Annotated in this window: 2 protein-coding genes; both read left to right on the forward strand. The window is 74.9% G+C overall.

The genetic code is table 11. From position 1 onward, the window contains the following. The first annotated feature begins 163 nt into the window (after positions 1-163). Positions 164-859, forward strand: coding sequence for a VOC family protein (locus G3I65_RS08870; RefSeq protein ID WP_160695662.1), 696 nt, complete (start codon positions 164-166; stop codon positions 857-859). 137 nt (positions 860-996) lie between these two features. Beyond that, positions 997-1,823: serine/threonine-protein kinase (locus G3I65_RS08875; RefSeq protein ID WP_166639842.1), on the forward strand; the 827-nt coding region annotated here is incomplete at its 3' end.

Here is a 1,823-nt window from a genome sequence, read left to right on the forward strand (position 1 = left end):
GACGACGTCGCCGCCGCGGTCGCGCTGGCGGCCGACCCCGCGCTGCGCCCGGCCACCGGGACGACCCTGCGGATCGACGGCGGCTGGTCGGTGCTGGTCGGCGGCCCGGCCAGCTGACCATATCGGCTTGCCGCCCGCCGGGGCCGGTGGCTACGTTCCGGGAATGCGTTCGCTGGCGGTGACCTTCGAGGCGGAGAACCCGGCTGAACCGGCACGCTTCTGGGCCGGCCTGCTCGGCCGCGAGGTCGTCGAGGACACCGGCGGTGTGCTGCTGCCGGGCGAGGACACCCAGCTCGGCCTGCGGTTCGTCCCGGGCCGCGCCGGCCGGGTCGGCGCGCACCGGATGCACCTGCACCTGACCAGCGAGAACCTCGACGGCCAGCGGCACACGGTCGCCACGGCGATCAGCCTCGGCGGCCGCCACGCCGACGTCGGGCAGCGTCCCGAGGAGCCGCACGTCGTGCTGGCCGACCCGGCGGGCTACGAGTTCTGCGTGATCGAGCCCGGCAACGACTACCTCGCCGGGTGCGGGCCGCTGGGCGAGCTGACCTGCGCCGGCAGCCGGCAGGCCGGCCTGTTCTGGAGCAAGGCGCTGGGCTGGCCCCTGGTGTGGGACCGGGGCGAGCAGACGGCGATCCAGTCACCGCGCGGCGGCACGAAAGTCGCTTGGGACACCTGGGAAAGCCCGCCCGCGCCGTCGAACCACCAGCGCTTCGAACTGCTCCCGGACGGCGACCAGCGAGCGGCGGCCGACGAGCTGGTCTCCCTCGGCGCCACTCGGCTCGGCACCCGCGACGACGGCACCGTCGTACTGGCGGACCCGGACGGCACCGAGTTCCGCGTGCGCCACGACGGTTGACCGGTTCCCGCCAACCGCCCCCACGGCGGCCGGCGAGGTGCCAGGATCGGTGCGATCACAGGTTTCTGGAGGACACCATCGACCACCGCAGCACGATCGGGCCGTACCGGATCCTCGGGCAGCTGGGCAGCGGCGGCATGGGCCAGGTGGTGCTCGGCAGCGGCCCCGACGGCAGGCTCGTCGCGCTCAAGCTCGTGCACCGGCACCTCGCCGAAGACCCGGGCTTCCGCGCGCGGTTCCGCGAGGAAGTCCGTGCCTCGCAAGCTGTTTCGGGTGCCTACACCGCGGCCGTCGTCGACGCCGATCCCGACGCCGAGACCCCGTGGCTGGCCTCCGTGCACATCCCGGGACCGTCGCTGGACGACACGCTCACGGCGCTCGGCGGGCTGCCCGAAGCCGCCGTGCTCCGGCTGGCCGCCGGGCTCGCCAGCGCGCTGCGCCAAATCCACCGCGCCGGCCTGGTGCACCGCGATCTCAAGCCGTCCAACGTGCTGCTCACCGACGACGGGCCGCGCGTCATCGACTTCGGCATCGCCCGCGCCGCCGACGACCGGCCCGGCATCACGCGGTCGGGCTGGCTGATCGGCTCGCCCGCGTTCATGTCCCCGGAGCAGGCGCGCAGCGAACCGGCGACGCAGGCCGGGGACATCTTCTCCTTCGGCGCCGTGCTCGTCGCCGCCTGCACCGGCGCCAGCCCGTTCGACGGCGGGAACACGTTGCAGACGTTGAACAACGTCGTGCTGGCCGACCCCGACCTCGGCGCGCTGCCGGCGTCGATCCGGGAGATCGTCCGGCCGTGCCTCGCCGCCGCCCCCGGCCGACGGCCCACCGCCGCGGAGCTCCTCGAGTCGATCGGCCCGCAGGCACCCTCCGCGCGGCCGTGGCCGCCCGACGTCGAAGAGCTCATCCGGCAGCGGCACGCCGATGTCGCGAGGCTGGCCGGCAGCGCACCGGACGCGCCGAC

Source organism: Amycolatopsis sp. SID8362, from assembly GCF_010550475.1.
Taxonomy (GTDB): Bacteria; Actinomycetota; Actinomycetes; order Mycobacteriales; family Pseudonocardiaceae; genus Amycolatopsis; species Amycolatopsis eburnea.

Excerpts from the sequence above, each read along its gene's own strand:
- G3I65_RS08870 (WP_160695662.1), top strand. The coding sequence starts at position 164 with ATGCGTTCGCTGGCGGTGACCTTCGAGGCGGAGAACCCGGCTGAACCG.